Annotated in this window: 27 protein-coding genes; 11 read left to right on the forward strand and 16 right to left on the reverse strand. The window is 60.6% G+C overall.

Annotated features, from left to right (window positions below; genetic code table 11):
- Positions 1-17: 17 nt before the first annotated feature.
- Positions 18-1,079, reverse strand: a complete 1,062-nt coding sequence (locus tag HX898_RS24940) for a 2-dehydropantoate 2-reductase N-terminal domain-containing protein (protein WP_180196062.1) — start codon at positions 1,077-1,079, stop codon at positions 18-20.
- Positions 1,080-1,199: 120 nt separating this feature from the next.
- Positions 1,200-2,234: a 2-dehydropantoate 2-reductase gene (locus tag HX898_RS24945; RefSeq protein WP_180196063.1), complete on the reverse strand. Its 1,035-nt coding sequence runs from the start codon at positions 2,232-2,234 to the stop codon at positions 1,200-1,202.
- Between the two features lie 513 nt (positions 2,235-2,747).
- On the opposite strand from HX898_RS24945, the gene HX898_RS24950 reads away from it, so the two are divergent.
- The gene (locus HX898_RS24950; protein WP_180196064.1) at positions 2,748-3,854 is read left to right on the forward strand and encodes a LacI family DNA-binding transcriptional regulator; all 1,107 of its coding nucleotides are present in this window, start codon (positions 2,748-2,750) and stop codon (positions 3,852-3,854) included.
- Positions 3,855-3,924: 70 nt separating this feature from the next.
- On the opposite strand, the gene HX898_RS24955 is transcribed toward HX898_RS24950, so the two are convergent.
- The gene (locus tag HX898_RS24955) at positions 3,925-4,230 is read right to left on the reverse strand and encodes a putative quinol monooxygenase (protein ID WP_180196065.1); all 306 of its coding nucleotides are present in this window, start codon (positions 4,228-4,230) and stop codon (positions 3,925-3,927) included.
- 993 nt (positions 4,231-5,223) lie between these two features.
- On the opposite strand from HX898_RS24955, the gene HX898_RS24960 reads away from it, so the two are divergent.
- From HX898_RS24960 to HX898_RS24980, 5 genes are all read left to right on the forward strand, one after another.
- Positions 5,224-5,475: a glutathione S-transferase domain-containing protein gene (locus HX898_RS24960; protein ID WP_180196066.1), complete on the forward strand. Its 252-nt coding sequence runs from the start codon at positions 5,224-5,226 to the stop codon at positions 5,473-5,475.
- A gap of 59 nt (positions 5,476-5,534) precedes the next feature.
- Positions 5,535-5,720 carry a mannonate dehydratase gene (locus HX898_RS24965; RefSeq protein ID WP_281411969.1) on the forward strand — a complete coding sequence of 62 codons (186 nt, stop codon included), beginning with the start codon at positions 5,535-5,537 and terminating at the stop codon, positions 5,718-5,720.
- A gap of 177 nt (positions 5,721-5,897) precedes the next feature.
- Positions 5,898-7,343, forward strand: coding sequence for an amidase family protein (locus HX898_RS24970; RefSeq protein WP_180196067.1), 1,446 nt, complete (start codon positions 5,898-5,900; stop codon positions 7,341-7,343).
- A gap of 56 nt (positions 7,344-7,399) precedes the next feature.
- Entirely contained in the window at positions 7,400-7,888 is a 489-nt protein-coding gene (locus tag HX898_RS24975; protein WP_180196068.1) for a DUF302 domain-containing protein, read from the forward strand.
- Positions 7,889-7,961: 73 nt separating this feature from the next.
- Entirely contained in the window at positions 7,962-8,534 is a 573-nt protein-coding gene (locus HX898_RS24980) for a TetR/AcrR family transcriptional regulator (RefSeq protein WP_180196069.1), read from the forward strand.
- A gap of 398 nt (positions 8,535-8,932) precedes the next feature.
- On the opposite strand, the gene HX898_RS24985 is transcribed toward HX898_RS24980, so the two are convergent.
- Entirely contained in the window at positions 8,933-9,886 is a 954-nt protein-coding gene (locus HX898_RS24985) for an NADP-dependent oxidoreductase (protein ID WP_348649484.1), read from the reverse strand.
- A gap of 362 nt (positions 9,887-10,248) precedes the next feature.
- Here HX898_RS24985 and HX898_RS24990 point away from each other — a divergent pair, with 362 nt between their 5' ends.
- From HX898_RS24990 to HX898_RS25000, 3 genes are read left to right on the forward strand one after another with little or no spacing between them, the layout of a single operon-like run.
- Positions 10,249-11,634, forward strand: a complete 1,386-nt coding sequence (locus tag HX898_RS24990; protein ID WP_180196070.1) for a TadE/TadG family type IV pilus assembly protein — start codon at positions 10,249-10,251, stop codon at positions 11,632-11,634.
- Positions 11,631-12,161, forward strand: a complete 531-nt coding sequence (locus tag HX898_RS24995; protein WP_180196071.1) for a TadE/TadG family type IV pilus assembly protein — start codon at positions 11,631-11,633, stop codon at positions 12,159-12,161. The genes HX898_RS24990 and HX898_RS24995 overlap by 4 nt, the downstream gene beginning before the upstream one ends.
- Position 12,162: 1 nt before the next feature.
- The gene (locus HX898_RS25000) at positions 12,163-12,747 is read left to right on the forward strand and encodes a TadE/TadG family type IV pilus assembly protein (RefSeq protein ID WP_180196072.1); all 585 of its coding nucleotides are present in this window, start codon (positions 12,163-12,165) and stop codon (positions 12,745-12,747) included.
- 37 nt (positions 12,748-12,784) lie between these two features.
- Here HX898_RS25000 and HX898_RS25005 read toward each other — a convergent pair whose 3' ends face one another.
- The 11 genes from HX898_RS25005 to HX898_RS25055 all read right to left on the reverse strand — a co-directional run bounded on the left by HX898_RS25005 (position 12,785) and on the right by HX898_RS25055 (position 23,112).
- Positions 12,785-13,630, reverse strand: a complete 846-nt coding sequence (locus HX898_RS25005; protein ID WP_180196073.1) for a hypothetical protein — start codon at positions 13,628-13,630, stop codon at positions 12,785-12,787.
- 127 nt (positions 13,631-13,757) lie between these two features.
- Complete coding sequence (locus tag HX898_RS25010) at positions 13,758-14,513, reverse strand: SDR family NAD(P)-dependent oxidoreductase (protein ID WP_180196074.1); 756 nt, start codon at positions 14,511-14,513, stop codon at positions 13,758-13,760.
- Between the two features lie 11 nt (positions 14,514-14,524).
- Complete coding sequence (locus HX898_RS25015; protein WP_180196075.1) at positions 14,525-15,289, reverse strand: SDR family oxidoreductase; 765 nt, start codon at positions 15,287-15,289, stop codon at positions 14,525-14,527.
- Positions 15,290-15,298: 9 nt separating this feature from the next.
- Positions 15,299-16,333 carry a proline racemase family protein gene (locus HX898_RS25020; protein WP_180196076.1) on the reverse strand — a complete coding sequence of 345 codons (1,035 nt, stop codon included), beginning with the start codon at positions 16,331-16,333 and terminating at the stop codon, positions 15,299-15,301.
- Complete coding sequence (locus HX898_RS25025) at positions 16,330-17,820, reverse strand: aldehyde dehydrogenase family protein (protein ID WP_180196128.1); 1,491 nt, start codon at positions 17,818-17,820, stop codon at positions 16,330-16,332. Before HX898_RS25025 ends, HX898_RS25020 begins: the two co-directional genes overlap by 4 nt.
- Before the next feature lie 31 nt (positions 17,821-17,851).
- Positions 17,852-19,138 carry an FAD-binding oxidoreductase gene (locus tag HX898_RS25030; RefSeq protein WP_180196077.1) on the reverse strand — a complete coding sequence of 429 codons (1,287 nt, stop codon included), beginning with the start codon at positions 19,136-19,138 and terminating at the stop codon, positions 17,852-17,854.
- Positions 19,139-19,160: 22 nt separating this feature from the next.
- Positions 19,161-20,039: a 4-hydroxy-tetrahydrodipicolinate synthase gene (gene dapA, locus HX898_RS25035; protein ID WP_180196078.1), complete on the reverse strand. Its 879-nt coding sequence runs from the start codon at positions 20,037-20,039 to the stop codon at positions 19,161-19,163.
- Positions 20,040-20,070: 31 nt separating this feature from the next.
- Positions 20,071-20,736 (reverse strand): amino acid ABC transporter permease, encoded by a 666-nt coding sequence (locus HX898_RS25040; RefSeq protein ID WP_180196079.1) that lies wholly within the window; start codon positions 20,734-20,736, stop codon positions 20,071-20,073.
- A gap of 9 nt (positions 20,737-20,745) precedes the next feature.
- A complete protein-coding gene (locus HX898_RS25045; RefSeq protein ID WP_027664544.1) occupies positions 20,746-21,408 on the reverse strand; it encodes an amino acid ABC transporter permease in 663 nt (220 codons plus the stop codon).
- A 27-nt stretch (positions 21,409-21,435) separates the two neighbouring features.
- A complete protein-coding gene (locus HX898_RS25050; protein WP_180196080.1) occupies positions 21,436-22,218 on the reverse strand; it encodes an amino acid ABC transporter ATP-binding protein in 783 nt (260 codons plus the stop codon).
- 60 nt (positions 22,219-22,278) lie between these two features.
- Positions 22,279-23,112: a transporter substrate-binding domain-containing protein gene (locus HX898_RS25055; protein WP_168264758.1), complete on the reverse strand. Its 834-nt coding sequence runs from the start codon at positions 23,110-23,112 to the stop codon at positions 22,279-22,281.
- Between the two features lie 200 nt (positions 23,113-23,312).
- Between HX898_RS25055 and HX898_RS25060 the strand changes: the two genes are divergently transcribed.
- Both HX898_RS25060 and HX898_RS25065 read left to right on the forward strand, forming a co-directional pair.
- On the forward strand, positions 23,313-24,032 hold the full coding sequence (locus HX898_RS25060) for a GntR family transcriptional regulator (RefSeq protein ID WP_027664541.1): 720 nt from the start codon (positions 23,313-23,315) through the stop codon (positions 24,030-24,032).
- A 4-nt stretch (positions 24,033-24,036) separates the two neighbouring features.
- The gene (locus HX898_RS25065; RefSeq protein WP_180196081.1) at positions 24,037-24,819 is read left to right on the forward strand and encodes a pyrroline-5-carboxylate reductase; all 783 of its coding nucleotides are present in this window, start codon (positions 24,037-24,039) and stop codon (positions 24,817-24,819) included.
- 267 nt (positions 24,820-25,086) lie between these two features.
- Here the strand turns inward: HX898_RS25065 and HX898_RS25070 are convergent, their stop codons facing one another.
- Complete coding sequence (locus HX898_RS25070; RefSeq protein ID WP_003550363.1) at positions 25,087-25,635, reverse strand: cupin domain-containing protein; 549 nt, start codon at positions 25,633-25,635, stop codon at positions 25,087-25,089.
- Positions 25,636-25,722 lie beyond the last annotated feature (87 nt).

Here is a 25,722-nt window from a genome sequence, read left to right on the forward strand (position 1 = left end):
CACCGGTGGCTGCGTCCTCAGCGGTGATCGGCCACTGCCTCATAGGCTTCGATAAGAAGCTTCGAATTGTCCGGGTGCGCCTCGAGTTTGCCGGCCTCAATGTCGAACGCGACGTCCATGACGCGTTGATTGATCGGTGATGTCCGCCCATGGGCGCGCAGGATGTCGACCACCCAGCCATTGACCTCCTGAACCTCGGCCTTTCGGCCCTTGCGCCAGTCCTGCAGTGACGTGGTCAGCGTGTCCTCGCGAGAAAATGTCTTCAAAACCTCCTCGAAGATCTGGTCGACATAGCGCTCGGGATGGTTGGTCGTGACCGGCGGCATGCCGATGATCGGTACGATCTTCGAGCCATCGGCCAGAGCTGCTTGCATCGCCTCATATCCGGCGGCGCGCATGATTTCGAGCATGCCGGGCGCGCGGGCGGCGTCGGCCAGTGGCAGGTTGATGATCGCCGAGGGGATCAGCTCGGCCGCGTTGACCACGAGTTTCATCCACTTGGCGGAGCGAATATCGTCAGTAACCTCGACGGTGCCCGAGTTGCGCAGCAGTTCGGCTACGGCTTCGACGCGCGGCTGCGTCTTCGGATCGAGCGCGCCAAGGGCAAACCAGGATTCGTCGTGATCGTTCTGGCGGTTGGTGACACCCGGTACGAACATGTTCGAGGCGATCTCGATGACGGCGCCAATGGTGCGCTCGCGACCGACGATGCCGGCAATGTCCTCATGGGTCATGCCGTTCTGAAGGCCGACGACCAGACCATCGGGCGCCAGGACCGGCTCGATCAGCTGACACGCCCACTTGGTGTCGTAGGCTTTGACCACCAGAAAGACGATGTCGAAGGGCTCTTTGACCTCGGCGACCTGGCATAGATGCAGTGCGGGAACCTTGGCGTTGATGGTCCGGGTCGGCAGGTTGACGGTAATGCCATTCTCACGAATAGCATTCACATGATCGGGCCATTGCTCGATGAATGTGACATCAAGGCCGGCCAGAGCAAAATCGGCTCCAATGGACGCACCTTGTGCGCCTGTTCCGAGAAAAGCGATCCTCGGGCCGCCCCTTCTATCCCAACTCATATGGCATCTCCTTCTGACAGTGGTATGCGCGATTACAGGCGCATGATTTGAGAACACCTCTCCCGGCCGGCGGACCGTCCCAGGTTGCGCGTCGGCGAACTGACGCAATACTTCAGAGCCTCACGCGACGAGCAGCGAACTGTTCGAATGCTGGGGCGGCAGTTTCCCTGCCTCGATTGCGCGGGCAGCTTCCACAACCCGCTTGTTGACCGGCGCCATCTGGCCCGCTTTTTCGAGGGTCCGCACGACGTGCCCGTTGAGATCCAGAACCTCCCCGCGACGGCCCTTGCGCCAATCCTGCAGGACTGTCGTCAGCGTGTCGGCCATCATGAAAGTCTTCTGGACCTCGTCGAATATCTGGTCGACATAGCGCTCGGGGTCGTTGACGTTTGACGGCTGCATGCCGAGGATCGGCACCATCTTCGCGCCATCGGCAATCGCCGCGCGCATCGCCTCGTAACCGGCAGCCCGCATGACCTCGGCTATGCCAGGAACCTTCATCGCCTCGGCGAACGGCAGGTTCAGGATCGCCGAAGGCACCAGCTGGGCAGCATTGACGATCAGCTTCATCCATTTGGCCGAGCGGATGTCGTCTGTGACCTCAACCCTGCCGCTGTGGCGCAGCAGTTCTGCAATTTTCTCTACTCGACCCTGATTTGCCGGATCGAGCGCGCCGAGCGCGAACCAGGAGGTGTCGTGGTCGTTCTGGCGATTGGTCACGCCGGGCGTGAACATGTTCGACGCCATGTCGAACACGGCGCCAACGCAGCGATCCTCGCCAACTACGGACGCGATCGCGTCCTGCGTCATTCCGTTCTGCACGCCAACGACAAGGCCGTCAGTAGCCACGACCGGCTCTATCAGCTGGCACGTCCACCGGGTGTCATATGCCTTGACCACCAGGAAAACAATATCGAAGCGCTCGCGCAGTTCCGCCACTTGGCATAGATGCAATGTGCGAACGTTTGCATTGATCGACCGGCGTGGCATGTTGATCGTTATTCCGTGTGCCCGCATTGCCGCGACGTGCTCCGGCCACTGATCGATGAACGTTACATCCAGCCCGGCCAATGCGAAATCAGCGCCAATCGATGCGCCTTGAGCGCCAGTGCCGACGAACGCAATTTTCAAATCATGCGCCTCATCCCAAGCCACTGTGCGTCTCCTCCGCCTCTCATTGGCGTTTCATCAATCCGCCAGATCCTGCAGCACCGATACCGTCCCCAAATATCCATGTCAAGAGCAAACGTTTGCTCAATTACACCTTACATTTTTGAGGAGCCGCAGGTTTCTTTCGATAATTTCCTCATAACGCTGGGAAGTATCGCTACAAAATTTGGGCAACCGTTTGCATTTTCAATAGAAGTGATTAGCTTGTAGCCGGTGGGGATCATTGCACCGGAAAACAAATTAGCGCTGGCAAAATCCCTGCACGGCTACGATCGCAAGCCCGGTTGAAGACGTGTGGGGCATTTGCGATGCAGCCCGCGATGGTGCCCTCAGCCACCCGCCAGGCGAAATCGAGATAACGTGCGAAGCCAGTTGTTTGCGCATGCCATTGCGAGGTCGATCGACAACTTCCCGACGTGCGCCGCCTTGTGCGCAAAGGTTTGATCACCTACCCTTGCGCGCTTATAACGGACCATTTGCACATGATTGGACGGGAATATGACTGGTAACTCTGACACTGATCAGAAGAAGCGCTCTCGCGTCACGATCGTCGACGTTGCAAACAGCGCCGGCGTGCATATTTCGACTGCCTCGCGTGCGTTGAACCCGACGTCCCGTCATCGCATTTCGAGCAAGGTCGTAAAGAAAATCGAGAAGGTCGCCCAGCAGCTCGGCTACAGGCCCAATACGCTGGCCTCAAGTCTGCGCACTCAGAAATCCGGCACGATCGGCCTTGTCGTTCCGAGTCTCAGCGACCCTTTGTTCGCGCCCATCATTGCATCGATCGAAGAGCGTGTTGCGAACGACGGGTATATAACCTTTGTCGCAAGCTCAGACTATAAACCGGACAAATTGGTCTCGATCATCGAGCGCATGGGCGGCCAATACGTCGCCGGTCTCATCGTGGCGAGTTTTGAGCTGAACGACCCGTCGGTCGAGCTGTGCCTGAAATCGGGGATACCGACCGTGGCGGTCCTTCGCGATCCGCGGCACAGCCTAATTTCGTCGGTGGCGATGGACGATACCGCAGGTGTCCAGGCGTTAGTGGAGCACGTGCTAGAGCTCGGTCACAGGGATGTCGTGTACATTACCCCGCCATTGGCGGCATCAACGGCACAGAACAGGCTTGCAGGTTTCAAAGCCGGCGCCCGACTGGAAAAAGCGGCCGGTTGCCGATTTGATGTGATCGAAGCGCGAGCCTATGACGTCGCGGAAGGTGAGCGCATCATGCGGCAGATGCTGGCCGCGGGACTGAAGAGCACCGCAGTCCTGGCCTTTAACGACCTTCTCGCGGTCGGGTGCCTGATCGCCCTGAAATCTGCAGGGATTGCCTGCCCGGAACAGATTTCACTTACCGGTATCAATGATCTTCGGTTCATGGATTTGCTGTCACCGCCGTTGACGAGCCTGCATACGGCTGGCCGCGATCTTGGCTTTGAAAGCGCCGAGCTGCTCATGAGCCTGATAAGCAATCATAGTCAACCGGTGAAACGCGTTCTACTCACGCCGCATGTGGTCGTACGCGGCACGACGGGCCTGGCGCCAGCACCGGACAGAGCCGATCGTCTCACGCCGATTCGAACGGATCATGATGCCGTCGAATGAGCTGAGCCCCTCAGCAGTGCGATCGTTAAGCTATCGCGCCTTCCCGCAGTTCGTGGCTTGACGTTGCGAATTATCTCCTGCCGGAAATCATTGCCATGAAACGAATTTTGGGCTCGATCTCGAAGAACTCGTCTCCACGGGCGACGAATTCTTTCAGGTAGGGCATCTCCATGTGCTCTTCCCACGCCTGGCGATTTTTCCAGATCTCGTAGAATGTAAATTCCATGGGATTGTCGTTGTCCTGATGCAGATCATAGTCGACACACCCATCTTCTGAGCGGGTTTTCTCGATCAGCAAAAGCATCGCGGTCTTTGCCTCGTCGACCTTCTCAGGCCAAGTGACCAGATGCGCAATCACCGTAAGCTGCTGCGACATAGTTGCCCTTCCCTGGCTTATGTCCAATCCTGCCGCTCCGATGCGGTCTCGGCCGCCAATCGCAGGCCAGGATCCTTGAAATTGGGGATGATATCAGCGAGAGCCTGAACCGCGTCTGCCGAGGAGCATTTGCTTCTCAGCGGACGACTTAGCCGTCGGACGTATATCGCTCGCATCATAAGTGCAGTGAACGGCGCCGCATTCCGCGAGCCACGCCCAGAGCCTTTTCCAATCGAATGTGCCCATTTTTTCCTCCGAAATTGATGGATAACGCGGATGATCCCCAATCCGCTGGCATCCTCCATGCCTGCTTTCAGTCGACGTGATTGTGAGCGGGGTGAAGACGTTTTTCGAGAACGATTTTATCCGGTTCGGATATTTTTCCGCATGACGGCATTACAGCTGATGATTGGCGGGGCGGACTTTTGCTCACCTTGAAAGGAATCGAACCTCTCCCTCGTCTGACTTCCCCATTGGCGCCCACCATGTCACCTTCAAATCTACTTCGATCACCTTGTCCATGTCATTCCTCATGACACCGGCTCCCACCTTTGCGCGCATGCAACGAGATCATGACGACGCGCTCGACGCCCTCGAGTCCTGCGCCGCCCATCGCAACATTCATCATGTCGCCTTCCACTTCCACGCCAGGCATGCGGTTGAGCCCCGCCCGCACCGCGCTGTCGCGCTGCGAACAAGAGCGCGAACTGCAGCCCCGCGCGTACGAATTCCGCAACTGTCGTTCAGCCGTTCAAGCCTGCTGCGCCGGTAATCAACTGCATCTTGCCTCCTGGTCGGATTGCCCGGGAACACCCCGTCGATGGTGAGACGATGCGATGGTCGGCAAGGATTCAGTGACGGCTGCTTTTTTCTCCGAACCAGGTTCCTGCAGTCGACGTGCCTGGCTTCCGCCGACCAGAATCCATGGGCCTGTTTCCCGAGACTGCGGACGGCGCGGTCGATCCTCGCGCTGTAGAGGCGGCGCTCCTCAAGATGCACGAATTGCTAACGGTACTCCACACGCGAGTGGGTGAAACAGGGTATCTCGCTGCCGGCCACTTCACGTTCGCCGATGCGCAGCTGACCTCCACGCTTGCCGCCCTCCGGCTGTTTCTGAGGGTCTGCCGCGCGCTCGCCGCGAACCCGCAACTGACGACATATATGCTGCAGCACGCCGAGCGCTCCAGCGTAGTATCGACAGCCCCCTGGAGCAGCGGGACGAAGGTTACTCTCGCAATCATCTGACCTCATCGATGCGGCAACTTCCTGGCGGCTAAGGAGCGCGCCGAGGGTCACCCGTACCCCTGCTTGCCGAGCAGGGCGCCGCAAAGACAGCGGAGAACGGATTGGCGCATCCGCTCCGCCCGGCTCATGGACACGAACTGGTGAATGACGGAGGCCGCGGAACCCATCCCGGATACCCTCTTGTCAGACGCCTCAAAGGTCTCGCGGAATTGCGCGGGGTGATGACGGCGATTGCGCGAAATTGATTCCGCGTCGCGAACTCTAGCATTTTATGCGCGTCGAATTCCGTCCAAAGCCCGTTCATACAAATATCTATTGCATTACGGTCGTAAGTTAATATTATGACCGTAATGCAACCGAATAGGGGCCTTGCTCAAGACTTGGCGAGACGTCCTATCACTTGAAGTTACGTGAGGATTCCCATGCACAAGGAAGTTACGTCAGACCAGACCAGGGATGCCGATGGATTGGCCTCCATAGGTGTTGCACAAGCTGCCCGCGCGATCAGTGACGGCGACTTCGCGGCGGAGTCATACGCCGAAGCACTTCTCGATCGTGCCCGGAAGCAATCGGATCTCAAGGCTTTCATTACGATCGACGAACAGGCTGTACTGACTGCCGCCCGCGAAGCCGACAAGGCCCGATCCGCTGGCGTATCTGGCCCCCTGCTCGGCGTTCCTCTAGGTGTCAAGGACAGCTATTTGACAAGCGGCCTGCGCACGACACTTGGGGTCAGCAATCTGAAAGATTACGTGCCCTCACGGGACGCCGAGGTGGTAAGCGCGATTAAGGAAGCCGGCGCGATCGTTTTCGGAAAGAACAACCTTGTCGAGATGTCCTTCGGGTTGACGGGAGACAACAGTCCGTATGGCCAGGTAAAAAATCCTCGCGCTCCTAATCGCGTCAGTGGTGGGTCCTCAAGCGGGTCCGCGGCGGCCGTCGCCGCTGGCATCGTGCCCGCCGCTTTCGGAGGTGACACCATCGGTTCCATCCGGGTGCCGGCGTCGTTATGCGGTGTCGTCGGTTTCAAGCCGACGACGGGGCGTTGGCCGCGAACTGGTGTCGCACCGATTTCCCACGTTCTCGATACGACAGGCGTGTTCGCCCGTACTGTCGAAGACTGCGAGCTCATCGATCAGGTCGTCACGAAGGATCCTGCACCGATGGCCACCGAATTGGGTGACCTGAAGGGCGTGAAGTTCGCCTATGCGCCCAAGCAATATCTCGACCTCATCGATCCCGAGGTCGAGGGACGTTTCAAAAACGTCATTCACAGACTACGCGATGCCGGCGCCGAAATCGTCGAAACTGATTTCGGAGAGGAATTCTCAGCGCTTGCCGACACGACAACCTGGAGCATCTTCTTCCGTGAGACGATGGGTGCGATTTCCGCGTTTCTCAAAGAGAACGGTATTCCCACCTCCTTCGAGGAAATTTACCGGGACCTCAAGCCGGGTCTGAAGGAAGCGTGGCAGCACCATGTTCTGCCAAGTGGATCCAAATGGCTTTCTGAAGATGGCTATAACGCCGTATTGGCAAATGATCGGCCGAAACTTCAGCGCTTATTCAGCGATGCATTTGCGACAAGCGGGGCTGAGGTGTTTCTCCTCCCGACGACACCTTGCACCGCACCCGAGATCGGTAAGGAAAACCAGTTTCTGATCGCAGGTCAGGAAGTGACCTTCGCTTCCTTGGCGAAGAACACCATCCCGGCAAGTGGCGCCGGGCTTCCGGGGATCAGCCTCCCGATGGGCAACGCGGGCAACGGCCTTCCGATCGGCCTTGAAATCGATGCTCGCTTTGGCGGGGATCGCAGGTTGCTGTCAGTCGCCCGTCGTGTGGAGGCGCTCGCCATCTCGTCTCTCTGAAGACCAGCAGCACAAGACGAACAGATCACGAAGCCCAACGTAGAAGGACCATGAGAATGGCAAGCAAATCAGTCGACATCCAGAAGATTGAAGTAGAACACGTTACAATCCACTCCAGCAAAGTCTTCGACGCCGTTAAGTCGAATTTGGAAAGCATGCTTCCCAGGATCGACGACGGGATCTTTACGCTCCTTCGTTATCGGGAAACGACCCGAGCGCTTCGTGAACTGGAGGCGCTCCCGCCGCTATCGATTTTCGGATTTCGAGATCACGGCGCTGCGGTTCAAGTAGCCGGTCTTCAGCGTCAGGCGATACAATACGACATCGGCAATCCGCTTACCGCGACAAAAATGACCCGGCACCGCATCTCTGCCGGCCTCTATGCACCTATTCGCGTGCTCCTTCGCGAGGACAGCGACGGTGTCGCATTTGAGTACGATCGGCCGATCTCCACCTTCGGCCAGTTCGGGGACCCAGAAGTCCACGAAGTCGCGAGAAATCTTGATAAGGATCTGCAAGCCGCGCTCGAAACTGCAGCATCGTAGCCTGTCGGCACCCGCTGCTTTAAACGCGAGAACAATGTAATGCAGAGGCCTAACCAATTTACGGAACTCATAGATGCGCTTTGAAAAGGGTCACAAGGAGAACACGCGACGTCGGATCATCGACGTCGCGTCCAAGCGTTTTCGCAGGGAAGGTGTGGCGGCATCGGGCCTGGCAGGAATCATGTCGGAGTCCGGCCTGACAAACGGGGCATTCTATCCGCATTTCGATTCAAAAGAGACGCTCGTGAAGGAGGCCGTTGTCAGCGCTCTGAATGAACAGCTCGCAAATTTGGAGCAGGCCCGAACCGCAAGCCTTGGAATTGAAGATGTCATTCGCGACTATTTGAACGTTGCCCATCTGCAAGGTAGCGAAGATGGCTGCCCGTCGGCCGCACTCTTGCCTGAAATCGGGCGGCAACCCGAGTCGGCTCGGAAGGCTTATGAGGATGGATTGGCGCGTTACATCGAAGCGCTCGCGTCGTATCTTGCAGCCTCGCCATTGTCCTCACCATCCGAGCGCGCAATGGCGATCTTCAGCTTAATGGTGGGCACACTCCAGATAGCGCGAGCTGTTTCCGATCCATCGAGGGCGGCGGAGATCATTGAAGGTGGAGTCCAAGCTGCACTGACCTTGGCAAAGACATAGCCAGAGTGCGACGCGAGAGACCAGCTGTATGTGGAAGCGTTGCTCTTGAAGGGATTGAAACTGACGACCTGTAATACGATTTCCCATCAGTAGGAATTGTGTCGCCGCGGCTTCAGACTTAGGCCCGAGGGGAAAGACGGATTTCCGAGCGTCCGCTGCCATACGCCCAACACGGAAACAAGGTTGTTTGCCGAAGGGCCGTTTTTGTAAAACGTGGAGCTGGATTCAATGACCGGAATGAGGGCGCAGAAGCGAATCCGAGGCGCAGGAATGCGCAGCTCGTGTTTTATTGAGCACTCCCTGGACCCACCGCCTCCAGGGAGTACACGTCGAGACAATCATTGAGGAAGACGCGCCGGTCAAAGTCCGCCGCGAATATCCTCCTTCTCGCACCGTCCTCACGGGAGAACGCGGATGACCGTCTTTCCCGCGCGCCGCTCCGTCGAATTGAAGGTGGCGACCGCATTGCCCAGACTTGAAACCTTGCCGATGTTCGTCCGCAGCCTCCCGTCCCGGGCCCGACTAACGATCTCGGATAGCTGGGCACGATCAGCCTCAACGACGAAATCAACCGCCAGGCCATCCGCAGGTCGAATATCCGTCGGGCCGACGGCTGTCACAAGCGTTCCCCCGGCCCGGATCAGCGCTGCGGACCGCCCCTGAACATCGCCCCCAATGACATCGAATAGCAGATCGACGCCGCCGACGTCTTCCAGGGTGTCGTTTTCAAGATCGACGAATTCATTTGCACCAAAGTCGAGAGCCCTCTGGCGGTCAGCGGCGCGTCCGGTGCCGATGACATAGGCGCCGGCTTCCCGCGCAAGCTGCGTCACGATCGAGCCGACGGCGCCAGCCGCGCCGTGTGCGAGCACGGTCTGTCCCGCCTGAAGGCGGCCGTGCTGAAACAGTCCCTGCCATGCGGTCAGGCCAGATATCGGCAGGCTGGCGCCCACTGTGAAGTCGACGTTGCCGGGCAATGGCGCGAGATTGCGGGACTCCACCGCGACGTACTCAGCGAGTGTGCCGTCGCGAAACCAGTCAGTCAGGCCGAACACCCGCTGACCGATCGACAGTCCCGTGGTGCCATAGCCGAGCGCAGTGATCACACCGGCGAGCTCATGGCCGAGGATCGATGGCGTTCGAATAAAGACCGGGTTTAAGTGGCTAATTTCGGCCAGGAAGGGCGAAGTGAGCGCCCAATCCCAGGCCATGCCGACCCAGACGTCGGAAGGCTGGATCGGCATCGTGGGCGACTTCTTCAACAACGGAACATGTCCCCGCATGACGTTCAAAAACGCCCGCACGACCTCCTGATCCAGCGCTGAATGCGAATTCTTGATACGCACGATCATCGCTGGGTTATCCATTTCCAGCCTTGCGGAAATGTCCCACGCCAGCCTCGCCGGTCTGGTCTTCGGCACAAGAAAGAGCAGAACTTGCCCCCAAAGCGCTGATCTCCGTGCTTGAATAGCGCACGCTGTTGAACGAAACGCTGGAGAGGTCGCGGATGGCGCCGGGCGTGTTTCCGCTTCCGGCTTCACTCACGCATGCGATCCCGCAGCCTGAATGAGATGATATGTCATTCCACGGCTATCCATAATTCGCAGGCATATACAATTTGCGCAGAAAACACTGCGCCGACAGCTCACCGCCTCTCGGAAAATACAGGAATTAACAAAGGCTTAAGCACTTCGGATACTTCTTGCACATTAGTATGACTTATTTGACGGTGGTCTTTTTGCGCTCGGGTCTTTCATATTCACTTGCTCGGGTCTTCAAAACCCTTCGCGGTCTCGGACGGGACAGGGGCGGCAATGTCGCGATCGTCGTTGCCCTCACCCTGGTGCCGATGATCGTCGCAGTCGGCGCGAGCTTTGACTACATTCGTACCTACAATGTCCGTCAGAGGATGCAGAGCGACCTGGACACGGCCCTGATCGCCGCAGTCAAAGAGATCGATACCGACGACACCGACGCCCTCAAGGAAAAGGTTGCAGACTGGTTCCACGCGCAGGTGGAAAACAGCTATGCGCTTGGCGACATCGACATCGATACATCAAACCATAAGATCACGGCGACGGCCAGCGGCACGGTTCCGACGACGCTGATGAAGATCGCCAACATCGACACCGTCGACGTCAGCGTGGCAAGCGCCGTCAAGGGGCCGGCCACCTCCTATCTTAACGTCTATATCGTCATCGACACATCCCCGTCGATGCTTCTGGCGGCAACAACGGCCGGCCAGTCGGCCATGTATTCCGGCATCGGATGCCAGTTCGCCTGCCACACGGGCGATGCGCACACTATCGGCAAGACGAAATACGCCAACAATTACGAATACAGCACGGCCAAGAACATAAAGCTGCGCGCCGATGTTGCCGGTGACGCCGTCAGAGACGTGCTCGACATGATTGACGACTCCGACAGCAATCATCAACGCATCAAGGTCGGATTATATAGCCTCGGCGATACCCTCACGGAAGTTCTGACCCCGACGCTCAGCACCGACACGGCGCGCAATCGCCTCGCGGACGCAAGTTACGGCCTCACCAGCGCGACCTCGAAGGCAGCCACCTATTTTGACGTCTCCCTGGCGACGCTCAAACAGAAAGTCGGCACCGGAGGGGACGGAACATCCTCGGGCTCGCCGCTCAAGCTGGTTCTCCTGCTGACGGACGGCGTCCAATCGCAGCGCGAATGGGTGACCGACAAGGTGACATGGAAGAACGGGCAGGCGACGTATGGGGCATACTGGAACAAGGTGGCGCCGCTTAATCCGGATTGGTGCGCCTACGTCAAAAACCAGTCCGCCACCATGGCGGTTCTCTACACCGAATACCTGCCGATCACCTCGGACTGGGGTTACAACGCAACCGTCGGCTCGACCATGGCAAGCGCCAGCTGGAAGAGCACCTACGGTGGCACCATGCAAAGCGGCGTGTCGACCAGCATCACGAGACGCGACTACATCCCCTATGCGCTTTCCGACTGCGCATCCTCCAAGAGCTTGTTCATATCCGCGTCGTCGTCGACCGAGATCACCGCAGGTCTGTCGGCGCTTTTCACCCAATATCTCGCATCCGTCCGGCTGACCCAATGAGGCGAGGGAAACACTTCGCATCGCTGCGCCGCCTGCTTGGCGATCGCAAAGGGGTCGCTGCGATCGAATTTGCGATCCTGGCTCTGCCGCTCTTCATCATGATATTCGGCATTATCGAAGTGTCGCTGATGTTCTTCGTCAACTCGGCGCTGGACGCTTCGGTGCACAAGATCTCCCGGATGATCCGCACCGGCGAGGTTGCGTCCTCCAACATCACGCTGGCCGATTTCAAGGCCAGAATCTGCAACGACATGCTGCTGTCGTTCAGCTGCTCCAGCGGTCTGCTGGTCAAGGTGATCGTGCTTTCCGACCTCTCGTCCGCCGCCAGCACCGACCCCATCGACGCCAGCGGCAATCTCACTGTGACCGAGACCTATGATATCGGCAAGGGCAGCGACTACATCCTGGTTCAGACATTTCTGCCATGGACAGCCGTCGTCAATTTCTTCAGCCTGTCGAGCGCCAAGCTTTCGGACGGCCGCTACCTGCTCGGATCTTCCGTTCTGTTCCGCAACGAGCCTTTCTGACATGATCATAAAACGGAGCCTGTCCTTCTTCCGCTTTACCCGGTCCCGCGCCCGTCATCTCATGCGCGACCGGTCGGCGGCTTCGGGTGTGGAATTCGCGCTCGTGTTGCCGATCCTGGTGATGCTCCTGTTCGGCACCGTCGATCTCGGCCATGCACTCACAGTCAGCCGGAAGATAGATGAGATCGCCTCTTCCACAGGCGACATGATTTCACAGCAGGGCTCCTGGACGAAATCCGATGTCGCCAAGCTTCTCTCCGGCGCCAGCTTCATCCTGCAGCCCTATGACACGACAGGGCTGACGATCACGCTGGCGGTGGACGATATCGCCAAGAGCGGCAGCGCGACGGTCAACTGGTCTGCAGCGCTCAACACCTCCGCACTTACCTCCGGCTCGGCGAGCACAATCGAGGTCCCTTCGGAGATCCAGGATGACGGCGTGCAGGTGGTGCTGACCCGGGTGCAGTACACATTGACGACGCCGGTCTCGGCGTTCTTTTCAAACTTCACCGGGCAGAATGGCTACAGCTTCGATCGCCATTACTTCAATCGCCCGAGGGTCGGCGACAAGATCACCTACAACTGAGGCGGAAATCGAAGCCCTGCGGGGCGACAGCCCAGGCTCACTTGGGCAGCCTGACGATGCCGTATGGGTTGAACTTGAACTCATCCACTTCGTAAGTCGAATCGAAGGAGAGGCTTGCGTGGCGACCCTTGAGCGTCGGTTCAAGGCCCCGCCCTGCGATCTCGTCGGCCACCGCATCCATGATGGCGACGATCTGCCTTTCGTTGCCGGCCGTTTCAGGCACATAGACCTCCGGCAATCCGACGAGATGGAAACCGACGCTCTCCAGGTATTCCGGAACCGATAGCGGCCGCTTCGCAAAGGCCAGTCGGCCGATGCGCTGCTCAGCCAGTGGGTCGGCGGCCTTTACCGCCTCGGCGCCTTGGCGGATCAGCTCTCTCCATCGGTCGAGGCCATGGGCAATGCCAGCGCTCTCGCCCTTTACCGCAACCGCTCCCGCATCGATCAATCGCTCGACGAGGCGCAGCGCCAGCATCGAAACCTTCACCGTCTCCGCCTGTGGCATGCTCGGCCCGAGGACATAGAGGACCGACTGATGATCGGCGACGGCTTCCTCGTCTGCTGGGCTCCATGCATCGGCTTCGACCCGATCCCAGCACACGGCGAACGACTGGACCATCCGGTCATCAGGCTCGGACTGAGAATAGTCCTCGTCGATGCTGAAACCCGTCGCGAAGTCACGGATCGCCTGCAATGCCGCTTCGGACAAGGGGCTGAGGTCACGTTCCTTGCCGAGGAAACAAAGGACATGCCGGGGCGTCACCGACGATTCCTCCGCCTCGTTTTGGCTGGACGTTTCCTCGCCGGTTTCCGTGGCCGATGACGGTTTCCAGCCGATCATCGCCCCGATGGACCCCAAGAGCGCGCGACGCAGGAGATTCAAGATCGATGCCTTCCGTTCGGTCGAATGTTCGCAGCCTCCTCGCCTTGTAACCGGACGAAATCCGAAACAAAAGCAGGATTAAGCGTCCGACAGTCCGGTATGCCATCACCGAGCCCGCCCGGCTCGTTCAAGCCACGGCTTGCGCGCCGGTAATTTCCACGAGCGAGCCGCACATGAAGGCCGCTTCGTCCGATGCAAGGAAAGCAACGAGCGCTGCCACCTCCTCCGGCCTGCCGATACGGCCGTAAGGCACGAGTTTGTCGAGATCGGCGATCGTCCGGCCGGCGCGGGTGACGCCGGCTTCGAGCATCGGCGTGTGGATTTCACCGGGGCAGACGGCGTTGACCCTGACCTTGTCGGGCGCATAGTCGCGGGCGAGGTTCTGGGTGAAGGCGGCGACCGCCGCCTTCGTCGTGTTGTAGGCGATGTGGTTCGGCGCGGGGTAAAGCCCCCATTGCGAGGCCGTGTTGACGATCGCGCCGCCACCGGCATTGATCATTTGCGGCAGGGCCGCACGGCAGAGATGGAACATCGAATCCAGGTTGACCGCGAAGCTCGTCTGCCAGTCTTCATCCGAGAGGGACAGCAGGTTTCCGCGCCGGTTTATGCCCGCATTGTTGACCAGCACGTCCAGCCGGCCCTTGATCGCAAAGGCTTTCTCGATGAGGTCGACGCATTCCGATTTACGCGATATATCGGCTCCGATGGCGGTTGCCGATCCGCCCGCCGCCTCGATGAGCGAAGCGACTTCGCCTGCCGCCTGGGCATTGGCATCAGCCACCACCACCAGGGCGCCTTCGTCGGCCAACCTCTTCGATATGGCCGACCCTATACCGCCGCCGCCGCCCGTGACCACCGCGACCTTACCCACAAATCTTTTCATATCGAACCTCCCTACCTGATGTAACTGCCGCCGTTGATGTCGAACGTCGCCCCATTGACCGAGGCCTGCGAAGGGCGAAGTAGGAAGGCCACCAGCTCGGCGATCTCCGCCGTCTCGGCCATCTCGCCGATCGGGATATCGCCGACCGCCGCATCCTTTCCGTGCCTCACAACGAAATCCTCGGCCATGTCGGTGCGCACCCATCCGGGCGCGACAGAGACCGCGACGATCCCATCGCGCCCGAAGCTGCGCGCGATCGACTTTGTGAGATTGATCAGCGCCGCCTTGGTCGCTCCGTAAGGCATGGCGTCGGCCGCATAGCCGCGCTGTCCCGCGCGGCTTGCCATGTTGACGATCCGCCCGCCGCCATGGTGCTTGAAATGCGCGAGGGCTTCCTTGCAGAGATCGGCGGCTGCGAAGAGATTCACCTGGAACTCGGTCTGCCAGGCGATCCGCCAATCGGCGGGATCGGCTTCGATCGAGATCTCGCTGCGGATGCCGGCATTGTTGACGACGGCATGGATCCGCCCCGCCGCCGCGAGCGCGTCGCGCCACAACGCGAAGGCGCCGTCCGGACTGGAGAGGTCGGCCTGGACGATCAGGCCGTTTCCACCCAGCTTGCCGAGAAGGGCTTGCGCCCTCTCTCTGTCGCGCCCGTAATGGATCACGGGCCGCGCGCCTTCGGCAGACAGGCGCTCGACGATGGCGGCGCCGATCCCGCCCGATGCTCCTGTGACGAGGACCGTCTGACCGGTGAGGGGTTGAACGAGAGACATCTGGAGCTCCTAACCGAGAAGGCCGACCTGGGGACCCCAGGTGTCGGACAGAGCAAATCCTGCGGCGAAGGGATCGTCGTCGGAAATGCGCAGCTGCTCCCGGCCATAGACGAAGGCGCGGCCGGTTATTCTCGGCAGCACGGCGCGGCGGCCGCCCACCTCGGTCTCGCCGATCGCCTCCGCCAGGAATTCCCCGCCGATGATCGACCGCGACGTTCTGCGGTCTCTGACCGCAACCTCACCGCGGGCGTAGAGCGTCGCCAGGTTCGCCGAACTGCCGGTTCCGCAGGGCGAGCGGTCGACGCGGCCGGGCTGCAGCGTCGTGCAGGTCCGCACTGCCCCATCGGCCTCCTGTCCACGGAACATCACGTAGGCAATCTCATCGACGCCTGTCAGGACGGGATGGGCGACCGAGACCTGCCCTGACAGAAGCGACTTGAGCTCGATACCGGCTTCTGCGAGCAGCCGGGCATTGGCGGGCGCAATATCGAGGCCGAGTTGTTCGACATCCACGAGCGCGTAATAGACGCCGCCGAAGGCGACGTCGACTTTAATGCGGCCCCATTTCGGCGTCTCCACCTCCTTGTCCAGCACTTCGGCGAAGCTCGGCACATTGTCGAGGCTGACGGACAGGCACTGTCCGTCGCGGCAGACGACGCGTGCGACAACGAGACCGGCAGGCGTGTCCAGGCGGACGACTGTCTCCGGCTCCGACATCGGCACCCGCCCGCTCTCGAGAAGTGCTGTGACCACGCAGATGCAGTTGCTTCCGGACATCGGGTGGGCACGGTCGGCCTGGAGGACGATGAAGCCGGCATCCGCATCGCTGCGGGTCGGCGCGACCAGCAGGTTCACCGACATGGCGACGTTGGCGCGCGGCTCGAAGGTCACGAAGCGGCGCAGACTGTCGTCGACCGTGTTGATGTGGTTCATTTTGTCGAGCATCGTCGCGCCCGGTATCTCCGGCGCTCCTGCCACGATGACCTTGCCGACCTCGCCCTGGCAGTGGACCTGCAGCAGATCCAGCGTCCGGTTCCAGTTCATTCGGCCGCCTCCGGCTTGATGTACCAGCCCCAGGGGTCTTCGCTGGTGAAGCGGGTGATCTGCTTGGTCTCGAGATAGTTGTCGAGGCCCCAGCGTCCGAGTTCGCGGCCGATGCCGGATTCCTTGTAGCCGCCCCACGGTGCTTCCGTGAACGTCGGTTGCGAGCAGTTGATCCAGACGATTCCTGCGCGGAAGGCGGCGGCAACCCGCTCGGCGCGAGCATCGTCCTTCGACATCACAGCCGCGGCTAGGCCGAAGCGCGAGTCGTTTGCGAGCTCCACGGCTTCCTCTTCGATCTTGAAGGAGCGCACGCAGACCACCGGCCCGAATATCTCCTCCTTCCACGCGTCGCTGTCGAGCGGCACGTCGGTTAGCACCGTCGGCCTGAGATAGAACCCTCTGTCGAATCCTTCCGGGCGCGTGCCGCCGCAGGCGACAGTGGCGCCGGCCTTCCGGGCGCCTTCGATCGCCGCGACGACCTGGTCATATTGGCGTTTCGAGACGAGCGGGCCGAGAAGGGTTCCCTCGTCGAGACCATTGCCGATCTTGGTCCTGTTCGTCTCTTCCACCAGCCGTTCGAGCAGACGGCCATAGATTGCTTCGTGCACGAGAACGCGAGATGTGGCAGAGCAGACCTGGCCCTGGTTCCAGAAGATGCCGAACATGATCCACTCGACGGCCTTGTCGATATCGGCGTCCTCGAAGACGACGAAGGGCGATTTGCCGCCGAGCTCCAGGCTGACGCGCTTGATGTCGCGGGCAGCCGCAGCCATGATTTTCGAGCCGACCGGTCCGGAGCCGGTAAAGGCGAGCTTGTCGACCTGCCTGTGGTCGATGATCGCCTGCCCGGCGATCGAGCCAGCGCCCGTCACGATATTGAGGACGCCGGCAGGCAGGCCGGCTTCGTCGGCGACCGCCGCCAGCTCGAGCGCCGTCAGCGATGTCAATTCGGCGGGCTTGAGCACCACGGTGCAGCCGGCGGCAAGCGCCGGGGCAACCTTCCATGCCGCCATCAAAAGCGGATAGTTCCAGGGAATGATCGCGCCAGCCACCCCGATCGGCTCGCGAACCGCCTTGGACGTGAACCGCGCATCGGGAAGCGCGATCGCCTCCTCGGGATTGTTGTCGAGCTGTTCAGCCAGCCCCGCATAGAAGTCGAAGCAGCCCGCCGCGTCGGCGACGTCCCAGTCGGCCTCCGGAAACGGCTTGCCGTTGTCGAGGACTTCTAGGCGGGCGATTTCGGCCTGACGGGCGCGGATGCCGTCCGCGATGGCGCGGAGATATCCGGCGCGCTGGGCTCCCGTCAGCTTCGGCCAGCCATCCTTGTCGAAGGCGCGGCGCGCGGCCTTCACGGCGAGGTCGACGTCTTCGGCCGTTGCGGCGGCGATCCTGTGGATTACCTCCTCGGTCGCCGGATTGATCACCTCGCAGGTTCCGCCCTTGGCCGGTTTCACCCATTGCCCATCGATGTAGAGTTCGCTTCGCATAGTCACTCCCTTCGCCTTGCGCCGACGCCGCTCAGAAACGGTCGACGCGATAGGGTTTCATGTCTACGGGCGGTTCGACGCCCGTGATGAGATCGGCCATCAGGCGGCCGGTCGTCGCCGCATAGGTGAGGCCGAGATGTCCGTGGCCGGTCGCGTACCAGACGTTGCGGCGTTTGGCGGAAGACCCCATGACCGGCACGGTGTCGGGCAGCGCCGGGCGATGCCCCATCCACTCCGTTGCCTGCCGGACCTTCAGATCCGGCAATGCCTCCTGAGCCCTCTTCACCAGGATCTCCGCACGCCGATAGTCCGGTGGCGCGTCGAGACCGGCCATCTCTACCGTGCCGCCGACGCGGATGCCGCCTGCCGTCGGGGTGACCATGAAGGCGCGCGCCGGCCAGATGATCGAATGACGCATCGAGATGCCGGGCTCCATGATCTGCGTGTGATAGCCGCGTTCGGTTTCAAGCGGGATATGTTCCCGCAGCAGGGCAGAAAGCCGGGCGGTGAAGGCGCCGGCCGCAAGCACCACCTTGTCGGCAACAACGGTACGCCCGTCCGCCAATCGAAGCGCGGAGACGCCGGCGTCGCCCTGCTCGAAATCGACGACGTCCCCCTGAACGATCCTGCCGCCGAGCGCTTCGAACCTCTCCGACAGGGCGACGACAAGCCTGTAGGGATCGGCAATCGACCGGTTGTCGGGAAAGAGGACCGCCTTGCCGATCTTCGTCGTCAAAACAGGCTCGAGGTCCCGGATGGCGTTGCCGCCAAGGATTTCGTGCCTGAAGCCGAAGCGCTCCAGGATTTCCATATGCTCCCGATCGGCTTTGAACTCGGCGTCATCGGTATAGAGGCTGAGACATCCCTCGGCTGTCAGCATGTGTCCGAGGCCGGTTTCCTTCAGGAGCGCGTCCAGGTCTTCGTAGACGCGTCGGCACAGCACGGCGCCGGCTGCCTCCAGTTCCCGCAGCTTCGAGGGACGGCTCGCAGCCAGGAACCGCAGGAACCAGGGCACCAGTTTCGGCAGATAGCCGGGACGGATGCGGACCGGACCCTCCGGATCGAGCAGCCATTTCGGCATCTGCGCCCAGATGCCGGGACGCGAGGCCGGCATGAATTCGGTGACGGCGATGCTCGCCATATTGCCATAGGAAGCGCCGCGGCCCGGCGCCGCCTTGTCGAGCAAGGTGACGGCTTTTCCCCGGCGCTGCAGTTCATAGGCGATTGTGGTGCCGATAATGCCGGCGCCGACGACCACGATGGATGACACGGCCAACCTCGCAATTTCAGTGGTTTCGGGGCGGCTTGGCCGCCCCATAACTGTTACCAGTCGAGGCCTGTTACCAGTTGAGGATCGGCTGCATCGCCGCCTTGAATTCGGCCTTCTCCTCCGCCGTCAGTTCGCCGAGCGGCGCGCGGCAGGTACCGACCGGCGTGCCCTGGAGCTCGCAGCCATATTTAATCTTCTGGACGAACTTGCCGCTCTCGAGGATGTTCAGCGCTCTGTAGAGAACCGTCATCATCTCGCGGGCCTTTTCGAGGTCGCCGGAACGGAACGTCCGGTCGAGGTCGCAGCACGCTTTCGCCATGCAGTTGGCCGGACCGCAGATCCATGAATCCGCCCCCCAGAACATGAAGTCCAGCGCGATATCGTCGGAACCCGAGACGAGATCGATACGGCCCTTGTAGCGCGAATGGATATCGACAGCGCGCTGCAGAACCCCCGAGCTCTCCTTGATGCCGATCACCCGGCGATCGTCGGCGAGCGCATCCATCAAGTCGAACGAGATCTCGATGCCGTCCTTCGGGGGATAGTTGTAGAGGATGAGATTGACATCAGAGGCGTCGAGCACGGCGCGGTAATGCGCGAGCAGTTCGTCCTGCGTCGGACGCGTGTAGAAGGGTGTGGCGAGCAGAACGGTGTCATAGCCGATCTCCCTGGCGCGCGCCGTGTTCTCGATCACCTCGCGGGTGGCAGGCGCGTTGGTGCCGGCAATCAGTATCTCGCCGTCATTGGCGAAGTCCTTGACGAACTTGAGCACCTCGTCGCGCTCCTCGTTCGAGAGGGAGAAGTATTCGCCGGTCGAACCCATCGGCACCCAGCCCGTGACGCCGGCCGCACGCAGCGCCGTCAGGTGCTTTTCGAACGCCTTGAAGTCGATCTTGTTGTTCGTGTCGAAGGGAGTGATGAGCGCGGGCATGACGCCGGAAAGTTTCATGGGGAATTCTCCTGTCTGGGAACGACTATCTTCAGATTGCAAGCTTCTTCAGGATCCGGCCTTCCACGAGCGAGACGGCCCGCGTCAGAGGAAAGGCGATCGCGAAGTAGATGAGGGCAACGACCGTCAGCACTTCGACGGGACGGGCAGTGTTGTTGGAGATGTTCTGACCGACGAACATCAGATCCGCCATGCCGACGGCGGAAACCAGGGCGCTCTCCTTGAAGAGGCTGACGCAGTTCGACAGCAGCGTCGGGATTGCGCGCAGCACGGCCTGCGGCAGCACGACGTTCATCACCTGGCTCCTGCGCGGCAGGCCGAGGGCGACACAGGCGTCCAGTTGTTCCTGGCCGATGGATTTGAGGCTGGCCCGGAACGTCTCGCTGGTGATCGCCCCCATATAGAGCGTCAGCGCGATGACACCCGACGCCAGGTTCGAGAGCTCGACGCCGAGCAGCAGCGGCAGGCAGAAGAAGATCCAGAAGAGCTGGATAAGTACCGGCGTGCCGCGGAAGAACTCGACATATATGCTGGAGATTGCGCGAAGCGCGAGATTGCGCGACGTTCTGAGAAGACCGACGAGAAAGCCGAGAGAGCATCCGAGCACGATGCAGATGACAGTCAGCTTGAGCGTCATCCACAGGCCGAGCAGAAGTGCGTGTTCGAAACGCAGCAGGATGGAGAAGTCGAGCGTCATTCTGGCCTCCTAGCTGACAAGGATCTGGCGGCGGCGTTCGAGCAGGCCGACGATCTGGGTTATCGGGAAGGACACGGCGAAATAGATGAGAGCGACGACCGTAAAGGTTTCGATCGGGCGGTAGGTCTCGGTGGCCAGCGTCTTGCCCTGGTACATCAGGTCCTGGATAGCGACGATCGCGACCAGCGCGCTCTGCTGGAAGATGACGATACCGTTGGTTAGAAGTACCGGGATCGATGCGCGGAACGCCGTCGGGAAGACGATGTAGAGCACCCGCTGCAGCGGATTGAGACCGAGCGCGATACCGGCGTCGAGCTGTTCGCGCGGAACCGCCTGGATGGACGCCCGGTAGGCCTCAGCGTTGAACGCCATCAGATTGAGCCCAAGCGCCAGGATGCCCATTGTCACCGGGTCGAGGAAGACGTCGAACAGCATCGGCACGCAATAGAATATCCAGACGATCTGAACGATCGCCGGCGTGCAGCGGAAGAATTCGACGAACAGCATGAACGGCAGCCGCACGACCCGGTAGGGGCTCATGATCAGAAGGGCGAGCGCGAAGCCGAAGACGATGCCGATGACGTTTGCCGCAGCCGTCAGTTCCAGCGAAACCCACAGCCCCTGCAGAAGCGGAGCGATAGATACTGCATTGAAGTCGAACGTGTAGTTCACGATGCCCTCCTTGCCGCTTGATATGGCCTACTGCTTGATATGAAAGACGCGGTCGATGAATTCCTTCGTCCGCTCCTCGCGGGGGGCGCCGAGCACCTGCTCGGGAGGGCCGTCCTCGACGACCACGCCGCCAGCGCAGAAGATGACGCGAGAGGCGATGTTCTTGGCGAACCACATGTCATGCGTCACGATCATCATCGGCATGTCCTGGGCGGCGAGCTGCAGGATGACATGCTCCACCTCGCTGACGAGTTCCGGGTCCAGCGCCGAAGTGACCTCATCGAAAAGCATCAGCTTCGGGTCGAGCATCAGCGCGCGGGCGATGGCGACACGCTGCTTCTGGCCGCCGGAAAGCTGGGCCGGATAGGCATTGGATTTGGCGCCGAGGCCGAACCGCTCGAGCAGCGCCTGGGCTCGGGCCGTGGCCTTTGCCTTGGCTTCTCCACGCACCTTGCAGGGAGCGAGAACCAGATTCTGTATGACGTTCAGATGCGGAAACAGCGTGTAGTGCTGAAAGACCATGCCGATCGAACGGCGGACATTGGTGTCGATCTGGGTCTTCCTGCCCGCGCTTTCGGAAGAAATATAGGGTTTCCCATCGAAACTGACCGACCCGCTGTCGATCTGCTCCAGGCCCATCATCACCCTCAGCAGCGTGCTCTTGCCGCCGCCGCTCGGACCAATGACGACGACGCGTTCGCCGGGCTTCATTTCGATGTCGATGCCTCTCAGCACCTGAATGGCGCCGTTGCCGTAGCTTTTGTGAAGCGCCTGCATTTTCACGAGGGGAAGGCTGAAGGACGTGGTCATGCCAATCTCCGATGATCGAAGCTGGAAGGGCCGGCGCGAACCTCGCACCGGCCGGTGAGATTACTTCGCGCCCTTGAGCACGTCGTCGACCGCCTTCTTGATCAGCTCGTCGACGTGGCCGGTCGCGACCTTCTCTTCGAGGAAGATATCGACCACCTCGACGTCAGCAGCCGAAAGATTGTGCGGCAGACCGAAAGCGACCCCCTGCTTGGCGAGGGCCGGCGTCGGGTTGAGCGCCACTGCCCATTCCGGGTTCGACTGGGTGAAGAGCTGGTTGGTGTCGGAGGCGTCGACCAGGATGTCGGCGCGCTTCGAGGTGACCGCCAGGCGAGTCTCGTCGTTACCGGGAAGGCGCATGACCGTAGCGTTCTTCACCGCAGCGGAAATTGCCTTGTCCTGCGCCGTGCCGGACATGACGGCGAGCGTCACGCCCGCCTTGTCGATATCGGCGACCGAAGCGGCGCCGGCTGCAATTTTCGGATTGTTTTTGTTGTAAGCGAGCGAGATCTGGTACTCCATCGCCGGGATCGAGAACTGCACGGCCATGGCGCGGGCCGGCGTCCGGTTCAGCGCCAGCGACAGATCCCATTTGCCGGCCTGCAGGCCGGCAACGATGTTGTCCCAGGTCGTATCGACGAATTCGGGCTTCACCTTCAGGACATCGGCAAATTCCTTGCAGAGATCAGCGAAGAAGCCGGAATATTCTCCGGTCGCCGGATCGCGCATGACATAGGGCGGAGCAACCGCTGCGCCGCAGCGCAACACGCCCGCCTTCTGCACACCCTGCCAATATCCCTCAGCGGTCTCAGCCTGTGCGGCGGTGGCGGAAAGACCTCCCATGAGAGCGAGCGCGGGCAGCGCCCGCAAGGCGGACGTTATCAACTTCGAAAGCATCGGCATTCCTCTTTTGCTATGCGCGAAGCGCGCGGTTCCACTCGTCGGCTGTAGCCGTTTCTGTTATTTTCCTTGTCGGCTGCGTGTCGACTGAGAAAGATATGTCAACAGCGTGTCGACAAAGTCAAGCGGAAAAATTACATTGCCGACACGCGGCTTTTCTGGCCCAATGGGACCCGCGTCGAGAGAAAGGGACCTAAGTGTCTGATGAATCGGAAGTGAAACGAATCCGCGGGACCGGCTGGAAAAGCGTCTACGAGACGCTCCGTAACGAGATCCTGTCGCTCGCTCTACCGCCCGGTCAGCTTCTCGATGAGATGACGCTCGCCGAACGCTTCGACATGTCGCGCTCGCCGGTGCGCGAAGCCCTGATCCGGCTCGGCGCCGACGAGCTGGTCGTCACGCTCTCGAACCGGAGCACGATCGTAGCGCCGATCGAAGTGGCGACGTTTCCCAAATATGTGGAGGCGCTCGACATCGCGCAGCGCATGAATACGCGGCTTGCCGCCGCGCTCAGGACCGAAGCTGACCTTAAGATCATCGCCAAGCGGCTGAAGTCGTTCGAAGCGGCGGTCAAAACCGGCAATCACCTCGCCATGTCGGAAGCCAACAAGGAATTTCACATGGCAATCGCCCATGCCGGGAAAAACCAGTATCTGGCCTCATTCTACGAGAAGCTGCTGTCGCAGGGGCAGCGGATGCTCCACCTGCATTTCGAATATTTGGAGCGCACCCACGAGGGCTACCTCCTGACCGACGAGCACACGCTCATGCTCAATGCCGTCAGGGATAAGAACGTGGAGCTCGCCGACGAACTCGCCCACGCTCATACGCGCCAGTTCCAGGACAATTTCATCAACTTCATGCGCGAGAACTATACGACGGATGTCGCGTTAGGCCCGCTGCGGGCTGCGGAGTAGTCAAATGAAAATCGACAGTATCGGCTTCGTCGGCACCGGCGCGATTACCGAAGCGATGGTTCGCGGGCTTCTCACTGAGCCGGCCTATGCCTCCGAGATTCACGTGTCTCCACGAAGCGCTCACATCGCCGCGACGCTGGCAGACGAATTTGCCACTGTCAGAATTGCCAAGGACAATCAGGACGTCGTCGATCGCAGCGACATGGTATTCCTGGCGATACGGCCGCAGGTCGCCGAGGAGGTCGTGCGCGCGCTATCGTTCAGGGATGGCCTAATGGTCGTCAGCCTCGTTGCGGCGACGGAGCGCCAGGCCCTCTCCGGTTGGATCGGCGCCGACGTGCATCTCGTGCAGGCGATCCCCCTGCCCTTCGTCGCCGGCCGGCAAGGCGTCACCGCCGTCTATCCGCCTGATACCACTGTCGCCGCGCTTTTCGATGCGCTTGGAACGGCTGTCCAATGCCAGTCGAGGAAGGAATATGATCTTCTCGCAGCAGCGAGCGCAATGATGTCGACCTATTTCGGCATCATGGAGCAGGTTGCCGTCTGGCTGGAAAGAAGCGGCCTCGAAAAGGCGAAGGGACAGGCCTACATTGCCCCGCTCTTTGCAAGCCTCGCGCAGAAAGCGAACAGCCCCGGCAACGAACCGTTCAGCGCGCTGAGCCGCGAATTCGCGACCAAGGGCGGACTGAACGAGCAGGTTTTCTCCGACTTCGAGAAGAAGGGCGGCGTTGCCGCGCTGACCGCCGCACTCGACGGCGTGCTTGCCCGCATCGAGGGCAAGAACTAGAGCCTTTCCGGGTTAGATTGCAGCATTCTGCCGGAGCAGGTTTTCGTCAGGGCAAAGGCGATTGGCGAAGGGCATACCCCAAGATACGTCCGAGCCGATCGCCTTTGATCCTGGCGGAAAGTTGCCCGGCCCTTCGGGTTGGCTGAAACGGGCCGGCTGATCGACCGGCCGGCTTGGCCGTAGAGCCGGGCTACGACACGCGCCATCCGGTCGACCATCCGACTCCGTTTGAGCCAACAGAATGCTTCAATCTAACCCGGAAAGGCTCTAGAAAGTCGGCGGCGTGCAGGCGCTGATGACCTCGCAGGGCACCGGTCCGACGCAGCGGAAACGGTGCGGGCGCCGGCTTTCGAAATAGTAGGCGTCACCCGCTCCAAGGATCCGCCGCTCGTCATCGACCGTCACCTCGAGCCTTCCCGAGAGCACGATCCCGCCCTCCTCCCCCTCGTGAACAAGGGGAACTTTTCCTGTGTCCGCGCCCGGCTGGTAACATTCCTTGAGGATCTGTAGGCTGCGGCCGAACAGGTTTTCGCCAACCTGCCTGTAGGAAATGGCGCCCTTGCCGATCTCCACCAGTTCCTCGGCCGCATAGAAGGCCTTCCTTGGGCGCTCGGGCTCGAAGGCGAAGAATTCCGCCAGACCGATGGGAATGCCGTCCAGGATTCGCTTCAAGGCCCCGACCGACGGGTTGGAGGCGTTCGATTCGATGAGCGAGATCGTCGAATTGGGCACGCCGGTGCGCTTGGCGAGCTCGCGCTGGGAAAGCTTATGGGCGATACGGAGATGGCGAAGGCGGCTGCCGATGTCGACTGACATGATACGGTTCGTTTGTGTTGTCCAGAATATCCAAAATTATACCTTTCCATTTGTTGAATTTCAATAACTTGCACCAACAAAGAAAAG

The sequence above is a fragment of the Rhizobium sp. WYCCWR 11128 genome (assembly GCF_013416305.1).
GTDB lineage: Bacteria > Pseudomonadota > Alphaproteobacteria > Rhizobiales > Rhizobiaceae > Rhizobium > Rhizobium indicum.

Excerpts from the sequence above, each read along its gene's own strand:
- HX898_RS24940 (WP_180196062.1), bottom strand. The coding sequence starts at position 1,079 with ATGAGTTGGGATAGAAGGGGCGGCCCGAGGATCGCTTTTCTCGGAACA.
- HX898_RS24950 (WP_180196064.1), top strand. The coding sequence starts at position 2,748 with ATGACTGGTAACTCTGACACTGATCAGAAGAAGCGCTCTCGCGTCACG.
- HX898_RS24955 (WP_180196065.1), bottom strand. The coding sequence starts at position 4,230 with ATGTCGCAGCAGCTTACGGTGATTGCGCATCTGGTCACTTGGCCTGAG.
- HX898_RS24960 (WP_180196066.1), top strand. The coding sequence starts at position 5,224 with ATGCACGAATTGCTAACGGTACTCCACACGCGAGTGGGTGAAACAGGG.
- HX898_RS24970 (WP_180196067.1), top strand. The coding sequence starts at position 5,898 with ATGCACAAGGAAGTTACGTCAGACCAGACCAGGGATGCCGATGGATTG.
- HX898_RS24975 (WP_180196068.1), top strand. The coding sequence starts at position 7,400 with ATGGCAAGCAAATCAGTCGACATCCAGAAGATTGAAGTAGAACACGTT.
- HX898_RS24980 (WP_180196069.1), top strand. The coding sequence starts at position 7,962 with ATGCGCTTTGAAAAGGGTCACAAGGAGAACACGCGACGTCGGATCATC.
- HX898_RS24985 (WP_348649484.1), bottom strand. The coding sequence starts at position 9,886 with ATGATCGTGCGTATCAAGAATTCGCATTCAGCGCTGGATCAGGAGGTC.
- HX898_RS24990 (WP_180196070.1), top strand. The coding sequence starts at position 10,249 with ATGACTTATTTGACGGTGGTCTTTTTGCGCTCGGGTCTTTCATATTCA.
- HX898_RS24995 (WP_180196071.1), top strand. The coding sequence starts at position 11,631 with ATGAGGCGAGGGAAACACTTCGCATCGCTGCGCCGCCTGCTTGGCGAT.
- HX898_RS25000 (WP_180196072.1), top strand. The coding sequence starts at position 12,163 with ATGATCATAAAACGGAGCCTGTCCTTCTTCCGCTTTACCCGGTCCCGC.
- HX898_RS25010 (WP_180196074.1), bottom strand. The coding sequence starts at position 14,513 with ATGAAAAGATTTGTGGGTAAGGTCGCGGTGGTCACGGGCGGCGGCGGC.
- HX898_RS25015 (WP_180196075.1), bottom strand. The coding sequence starts at position 15,289 with ATGTCTCTCGTTCAACCCCTCACCGGTCAGACGGTCCTCGTCACAGGA.
- HX898_RS25020 (WP_180196076.1), bottom strand. The coding sequence starts at position 16,333 with ATGAACTGGAACCGGACGCTGGATCTGCTGCAGGTCCACTGCCAGGGC.
- HX898_RS25025 (WP_180196128.1), bottom strand. The coding sequence starts at position 17,820 with ATGCGAAGCGAACTCTACATCGATGGGCAATGGGTGAAACCGGCCAAG.
- HX898_RS25030 (WP_180196077.1), bottom strand. The coding sequence starts at position 19,138 with ATGGGGCGGCCAAGCCGCCCCGAAACCACTGAAATTGCGAGGTTGGCC.
- dapA (WP_180196078.1), bottom strand. The coding sequence starts at position 20,039 with ATGAAACTTTCCGGCGTCATGCCCGCGCTCATCACTCCCTTCGACACG.
- HX898_RS25040 (WP_180196079.1), bottom strand. The coding sequence starts at position 20,736 with ATGACGCTCGACTTCTCCATCCTGCTGCGTTTCGAACACGCACTTCTG.
- HX898_RS25050 (WP_180196080.1), bottom strand. The coding sequence starts at position 22,218 with ATGACCACGTCCTTCAGCCTTCCCCTCGTGAAAATGCAGGCGCTTCAC.
- HX898_RS25055 (WP_168264758.1), bottom strand. The coding sequence starts at position 23,112 with ATGCTTTCGAAGTTGATAACGTCCGCCTTGCGGGCGCTGCCCGCGCTC.
- HX898_RS25065 (WP_180196081.1), top strand. The coding sequence starts at position 24,037 with ATGAAAATCGACAGTATCGGCTTCGTCGGCACCGGCGCGATTACCGAA.
- HX898_RS25070 (WP_003550363.1), bottom strand. The coding sequence starts at position 25,635 with ATGTCAGTCGACATCGGCAGCCGCCTTCGCCATCTCCGTATCGCCCAT.